This is a genomic window from Nocardia wallacei, from assembly GCF_029869545.1.
Taxonomy (GTDB): domain Bacteria; phylum Actinomycetota; class Actinomycetes; order Mycobacteriales; family Mycobacteriaceae; genus Nocardia; species Nocardia wallacei_A.
Map to the genome: position 1 here is coordinate 1 of NZ_JARWQD010000363.1, position 6534 is coordinate 6534.

General features: G+C 71.4%; 5 protein-coding genes. 1 reads left to right on the forward strand and 4 read right to left on the reverse strand.

What is annotated here, in order from left to right:
• Positions 1 to 324: 324 nt before the first annotated feature.
• The gene (locus QH290_RS33315) at positions 325 to 846 is read left to right on the forward strand and encodes a hypothetical protein (RefSeq protein WP_280387257.1); all 522 of its coding nucleotides are present in this window, start codon (positions 325 to 327) and stop codon (positions 844 to 846) included.
• A gap of 342 nt (positions 847 to 1188) precedes the next feature.
• Here QH290_RS33315 and QH290_RS33320 read toward each other — a convergent pair whose 3' ends face one another.
• From QH290_RS33320 to QH290_RS33335, 4 genes are all read right to left on the reverse strand, one after another.
• Positions 1189 to 2691: a cutinase family protein gene (locus QH290_RS33320; protein WP_280387259.1), complete on the reverse strand. Its 1503-nt coding sequence runs from the start codon at positions 2689 to 2691 to the stop codon at positions 1189 to 1191.
• A 144-nt stretch (positions 2692 to 2835) separates the two neighbouring features.
• The gene (locus QH290_RS33325) at positions 2836 to 3840 is read right to left on the reverse strand and encodes a C40 family peptidase (RefSeq protein ID WP_280387260.1); all 1005 of its coding nucleotides are present in this window, start codon (positions 3838 to 3840) and stop codon (positions 2836 to 2838) included.
• A 7-nt stretch (positions 3841 to 3847) separates the two neighbouring features.
• A complete protein-coding gene (locus tag QH290_RS33330) occupies positions 3848 to 4849 on the reverse strand; it encodes a replication-relaxation family protein (protein WP_280387262.1) in 1002 nt (333 codons plus the stop codon).
• 52 nt (positions 4850 to 4901) lie between these two features.
• On the reverse strand, positions 4902 to 6534 hold a 1633-nt coding region (locus QH290_RS33335; protein WP_280387264.1), incomplete at its 5' end, for a type IV secretory system conjugative DNA transfer family protein.

The following is a 6534-nucleotide window of genomic DNA, read 5'->3' on the forward strand; positions in this document are numbered from 1 at the left end:
GGGGACGACTCCGTCGGCTCCCCTCCCCCCCCTCTCCCCCGTCCCGGGGGGGGGGGGGGGGGTTGTCGCCGCCCCCCCCCCCCCCCCGGCGGTTGGGGCCGGGGTCGACCTGATGGCCCGTGGTGTTGGTGTGCCGTATTCGGGCCGGGGCGAATAGGGCGGGTTGACATTTGGCGGTGTATGGAGCGTCAATGCGTTGGCGGGAATCGTTTCGGCGGTCGTATCGGACCAGCCGTAATCCGGAAACGTTCGTCCTCCCCAGCGGGATGCCGGGGGTTTGTCATCTCATAAACAGGAGTGCAGGCAATGGCGAAACATTCAATTGTGGATGCCGTCGTGACTCACACGGTGCATGGTAGCGACCGCGAGGAATTGGCCGGTTTCGCCGCGCGGCACCTCGCCGACGGATATCAGGCCGCCGAACCGTGGTCGGCGGGAGAGAACCTGTGGGTGCTCAGTATGTGGCGATCTGTCACGTCCGATCTCGGACGCAGGGAAATCGAGGCTCGATGCGCTGCGGCGGGCATCACCTACATGCGCGAGGACACCGAGCACGTCATGCGGGACACCGCAACCCACGACACCCAGGGTGCGGTCAAATCATCGGCCAAACTCAGCGGGAATTCCTATGTGTCCGTGCGATGCAGGACAACCCGGGCGCGCGGCAAGTTGTTGTTCATGGCTACGGATGAATGCAACCACGGCATCACGATATGCACCGAGTGCGCGGAAAGCTGGGAAATAGACTACGAAGTGCGGTACTCGAGCACCAAAGCCGGACGGGAATTGTCCCGGCAGCGCGCCGATGCCGACTCCTCGGCCGCCCACGACCGCCGCGCCGACTAGATACGCGTTCGTACGGGCCCCCCGGGTGATCCGTTGCCACCGTGGAACACCCGGGGCCCGTTGTGGTGGTCGGTCCGGGCGTGTGGGGCGGTGTATGGCCGGACGTGTGGTTGTTGGCAACCCACCCGGCCCGACACGGCGACCGGTACCACGGACGGACCCGCGCCGTAGCGCGTGTGCGACCCGGGGCGGCGAGCGGGTCCGGTGGGCCGTGCCGATTTCCGTGAATGGGCCGCCCGGCAGAAGGTGTCCCCGGCCGGGCATCGGTCCCACACCGAATGAGGCTTCCCGGCCGTGGGGAAGCCGCGACGCACTGACGATGATCCACCCCGGTGCGCCGGGCTAGCGCGCCGCGTCGAGTCGGGTGATGAGCCAGTTCAACGCCTGCCGCCCGGCGTCGTCGGAGTAGCCGTTGCGGTCTACGCCCGGACCGGCGAGGCGGGCCGCGTCACTGCCTCGGCGGGCCAGATCGGCCAGGGCGTTACTGGTGTCGGGACTGGTGGAGTCGGTGAAGGTGTGCGCGAGTCCGGACACATAGGTCCCGGCGTCTCCGATGAGGGCCGAGGCCGCGGTGGTAGCGAGGTCTCCGGCGATGGGGAGGAGCCCGGTGAGCGCGAGCGCGGCACCGGCCGGATCACCAGTAGCGAGTTTGTGTATTGCGTCCCAGGCGATTTCCTGTGCCTGGCCGATGTCGGTGGCGATGCGCCCGATGTCGAGGTTGGCGATGATGGCGACGATCTGGGAGGCGATCGCGGTCCACCCGGACGTATCGAGGGGCGCGGCCAGCGCGAGGGCACGGGCGACGAGGTGCAGGTCGATCTGGGCGGCCATCTGAACCAGGGGCGCGAACCGGTTGTTCAGGTCGCCTGAGACCTGGTGCAGGCCGGGGACGTTGCCGGTGGCGAGCAACCCGGGCAGCTGGGCGAGGTCGCTCACGATCGCGGGCACGCCCGCGGCGAAGGAGGTCAGCCCGCTCAGGACGATGACCACTTGCCGCACGATCTCCGACGGATCCAAGCCTGCGATCGAGCCCGCCGCCGCCTGCTCCGGACCGCCGAGGGAACCAGCCGCCGGTCCCGGACTCGGACCGGTCGGCGGCGAGAGTGGCGGTGCGGAGGTGGGGTCCGTGCCGGGGGCGGTCGTGTCGCCGGTAGGTGGGATGGGGTTGCCGGTGACGGCGCGGCCGAGCGCGGTGAGGGCGGGTATGGCGTGGGGGGAGGTGGCGCAGGTGAGATCGCTGGTGGCGCAGAGGGTGCGGACTCGGTCAGTGAGGGCGCCGAAGTCCTCGCCGCGGGGGCCGGCGATGCCCTCGCCGGGCGAGGACGGTCCGAGCTGCGGGGTACCGGCCGCGCGGCGCGGGTCGGAAAGCAGCGCGACCGCAACGATCCGTGAGGCGGGCAACGGGCCTCGATGGTGGCCGATCGCCGTGGCGACGTTCCCGGCGATGGTCGCGCCGTGGGAGTATCCGGCCAGCACGACCTGCGTGGACGAGCACAACCCGGCCAGGGCCGTCGAGAGGGCCTGCACGCCTGCGGATTCCGAGGTGCCCGAGGCGCCGGACCCGGTCGTGGTGGAGGTGAGGGTGTGGATGGCGATGTCGGTGCCGTAGCGCTGGCGAAGGCCCTGTCCGATCGGGGCGAGCGCCCCGTCCGGCTGGCCCGACGCGGCCGATGTGGTTTCGCCGGTGCCGGGGACCAGGACCGCTGTGAATCGAGGGCAGTTCGGATCGGCCGATGCCGGGGCGGCCGTGGCAGGGCCGGAGCCGAGCACTGCCAGGGCGGTGACCGCGACGATGCAGAGCAGAGCGTAGGCGAGTCGGTGGATGGTCGGCCGAGTGGGTGTCACGGTGTGACCTGCTGAGCTGTCAGGGAATTCGACGGTTCGGGTCATCGAGTGCGGTGGGTGCGGCACGGTCGGGAAGTCCTCTCACTGCTCGGGATGTATTGGTATGGAGGCGATCTCGCGACGGTCAGGGTCGAGGTGGCGTGGTCAGTCGGGACGGCTGTGCTCGGCAGCGGCAGCGCGAAAAACCGGCCGAACCGCCCCGTAGTAGTCATCGCCCGGATACCGGAGATCGCCCACCTCGACAGGCACTCCGAAGGTGGCGGCGTGCACTTTCTTCCCGGCCCCCAGGAAAATCCCGACGTGATGGACGTCGGCGGCGGTGCCGTAGAACACCAGATCCCCGGGCTGGAGCCGGTTCTCGGGGATGCGGGGGCCGGTGTGGATTTGGTCGTAGGTGGTGCGGGGTAGGTCGATGCCGATGGTGGCGTAGGCGGCCTTGGTGAGGCCGGAGCAGTCCCAGCCGCCCTCGCTGGCCCCGTCGCCGCCCCACACATACGGTTGCCCGAGCTGCATGCAGGCGAATGAGATCACCTGTGCGGCAGCGGGACTGGCGGGTTGCAGGGGGCGGCAGACGTCGCTGGCGGGTGGTGGGGTGAGGCGGTAGCGGGCGGCTTGGTCGAGGACCTGTTGCACGTAGTCGTCGGAATGGTTGTAGGCGAACAGCGCACGGTGGAGGTCGTCGGGTGCGCCGGAGTCGCACAGGTAGAAGGCGGCGGCGTGGACGGCGTCGCTGTCGTTGTGGCGCGAGGGCGGGTTCGCGCCTCCGGCGGGGAGCTGGTGGCGAGTGGTGACGGCGTCGAAGGTGGGGGCGAGGAATTGCATGAGGCCCCCGGCGCCCGCGAAGTTCTCGCCACTGCGGACGCCGGGGAGTGTGGAGCGGCCGTGGTCGGTTTCGACCTTCCCGATCGCGGCCAGAACCGACCAGTCCAGTCCGGGGCAGTCTCCGGCCGCGCGTTGGTACAGCACCAGCAGCTCCGGGGGGATGTCGGCGCGGGCCTGCGGGTTCGGCGCGCTGCCCGCCCCCGGTGACGGGCCGGGGGCAGGTGGTGAGGATGGGCCGTAGACGACGGCGGTGGTGACCACGGCGGCGATGACGACGACGAGGAACACGACCGCTGCCGAGCCCGCACCGAGGACTTTGCCGAGCATCTCGAGTTCACCTGCCGGTCTGCGTGGTGGGAGCGGCGGGTGGGGGTGGGGTGAGCAGGATCTGCCCGCTGAGCCGGGCGGCGGAGGACGAGTCGGTGTCGGTTTCTTGGGGTGGTGGTGTGCGGCGGGGCCAGGCAGTGGCCAGCTCGTGGAGCCGGATGCGGGTGGTGCGGGTGGTGTCGAGGGGTAGCCACACGCGGTCGGCGGGGCTTGGGTGCTCGGTGTTGTCGAGGAGTTCGGCGGCGGCGGTGGCGACCGGTACCGCGCCGGGATCGGGGAGCGAGATGGCGGTGTCGCGCAGGGCGTGGCGGGCGGCGGTTTCGCGGGCTCGGGTGGGTGTCCAGAGCAGGACGGGGGTGATGACGCCGGTGGAGCGGGCCAGCTCGGCGTAGCCGAGGAGTTTGGCGGCGACGCGGGTCAGGCTGGTGGTGCCGAGGTCGTATTCGAGGAAGAAGTCCAGCCGCGCATTGCGGCGGGTGTAGCGGCCGAAGCTGTCGGGGCGGGCGAGGTCGCCCCAGAGGCGGCGGCAGCGGGGCTCGCCCCACCATGCGAGGACGTGTGCGTTGTGGTGGGCCGCGGTGGTGGTGAGGGTGGTGAACCAGTCGTTGACGCCGATGGTGTGGGCCAGGTGCAGGCTGTGGGCGATGTCGAGGGGGCGGTGATGGTGGTAGCCCAGCTCGCGTACGTGTGCTCCGGCTTCGGCGGCGAGCACGGCGATGCCGGCGGGGGCGAGGACCCAGTGCGAGGGTGCGCTGCCCCGGGTGCGGATCGGCCGGAACCGATCCAGCACGCGGTAGCGATACAGGCGCGCGAGGCGGTCGCGGGCGATGCGGGGAATGGGGAAGGCCAGCGCGGCGAGCTGGTTGGTGGTCAGGACGCGATGCTCGTGCAGCATCCGCAGGATCCAGCGGTCGCGGTCGGTCAGCCGCGCCACCAGCCGCGTGGTGTCCGCGACGATGGGGCGCGGTGCGCGGGACTCGGATTGCCGGGCGGGGCGGGCGATCGTCATCGGAGAGGGAAATCCTTTCGTGGGCAAGCAGGCAGAGACGAGCAGGAAGCGGCTACGTCAGCCGGGGGTCGCCGGTGGCAGGCGGTGCGTCGTGGCGACCGGTGGCTGGCGCGGACCCGGGGGCTGGGCCTTCGGATGGACCGGTGTGTCGGGCGCGTGCGGCGGTGGCGATGTCGCGGGCGCGGCCCGGTGTGGGCGGTGGCAGCGGCTGGGTGGTGAGGGTGAAGGGGCGGGCCTGCTGGCCGTGCACGAGCAGCCGCGCGGCGGCGTGGAAGGCATCGAGGTGGGTGAGATCGTGCTCGGACAACCACGGGCTGGTGTGACGGGCCAGCTCCCGGGCGTCGTCGGGGGAGACGGCGAAGATGACCTTGTTTCTCGCGTTCGCGCTGATGCCGTCGCGCAGATCTTTCGGGAGCTGGGCGAGGTTCTGATGCGCCAGCAGCAAAGAGAGGTGCAGGCCGCGGGCTTCGGCGAGCATGTCCTCGACCGGGGTGGACAGGTTCAAGAAGTTGTGCGCCTCGTCCAGCACTAGCGAGGCGTCGGCGCGGTCGGCGGCGGGCTGGCGGGCCCGCGCGGTGGCCGCTTGCCAGGTGCGGGCGACGAGCAGAGAACCGACCAGGCGGCTGGTCTCCTCCCCGAGCGAGCCCTTCGGCAGCCGCGCCAGACAGATCCCGCCGTCGTCGAGCACGTCACCGAACTCGACGGTCGAGGGCCCGGCGGCGATCGCGGCGCGCACGAACGGCCGCAGCAGGAACGCGCGCAGCTTGTTCAGCAACGGCCCGATCACTTGCGCGCGTCCGGCGTCCGACAGGGACTCGTAGCCTTCCCAGAACCCGCGCAAGACCGGGTCGGTGGTGGTGCGGGTGACGCGGGCGCGGAAGGCGGGTTCGGTGAGCAGGCGGGGGAGGTCTTCGAGGGTGGCGGTGCCGGGCTGGGCGCACAGGGTGAGCAGGCTGGCGCGCATGATGTCGTCGGTGCGTGGCCCCCACCATTGCGCGAAGACCCGGTGGAAGACGGTGACGAGGTTGTCGACCGCGAGATCCAGGCCCGCGTGCCCGATCCGGCCGATGTCGAGGGGGTTCACGCATGGTGGTGGGGCGTGCGAGTCGGCGTCGAACAGCACGACCCGGTCGGCGAGACGGCGGGGGAGGCGGGCCAGGACGTCGGTGACGAGGTCGCCTTTGGGGTCGATGACGATCATGCCGCGTTCGGCCTCGGCGTCGGCGAGGATGGTCCTGGCCAGCAGCGTCGATTTACCGACACCGGTGGGGCCGAGGATGTGCAGGTGGTGGCGGGCGTCGGAGACGCGGACCGCGACCGGGCGGCGACTGGCGGTGTCGGCCAGCCCGAGGGGTTTGGTGTACGGGCCATTGGTGGGGATCTCCGGCGCCGGGGCCAGCGCGCGGGCTCCGGCGCGGTGCAGGCCGGGCAGCCCGTCCTCGGTCGGCAGGTGCGCGAGGGTGGCCAGCTCGGGCACCGACAGCACATCCCCGCGCCCCAGCCGCCGCTCAGCGAGAGCGCGGGCGAGGCGCCAGTGGCGACGCCGCCGGTAGTAGTTGTGATCGGCGCACGCCCCGAACACCGTCGCCAGGGCGTCCGCGCGGGCCCCCGGCCCCCCCCCGGGCGCGGGGGCGCCCCCCGGGGGCGGGGGGGCCCGGGTGGGGGCGGGGGTGGGGGTGTGGGGT

Bases quoted from the DNA above. Each gene is read 5' to 3' on its own strand.
- QH290_RS33325 (WP_280387260.1), bottom strand. From the start codon at position 3,840: ATGCTCGGCAAAGTCCTCGGTGCGGGCTCGGCAGCGGTCGTGTTCCTC.
- QH290_RS33330 (WP_280387262.1), bottom strand. From the start codon at position 4,849: ATGACGATCGCCCGCCCCGCCCGGCAATCCGAGTCCCGCGCACCGCGC.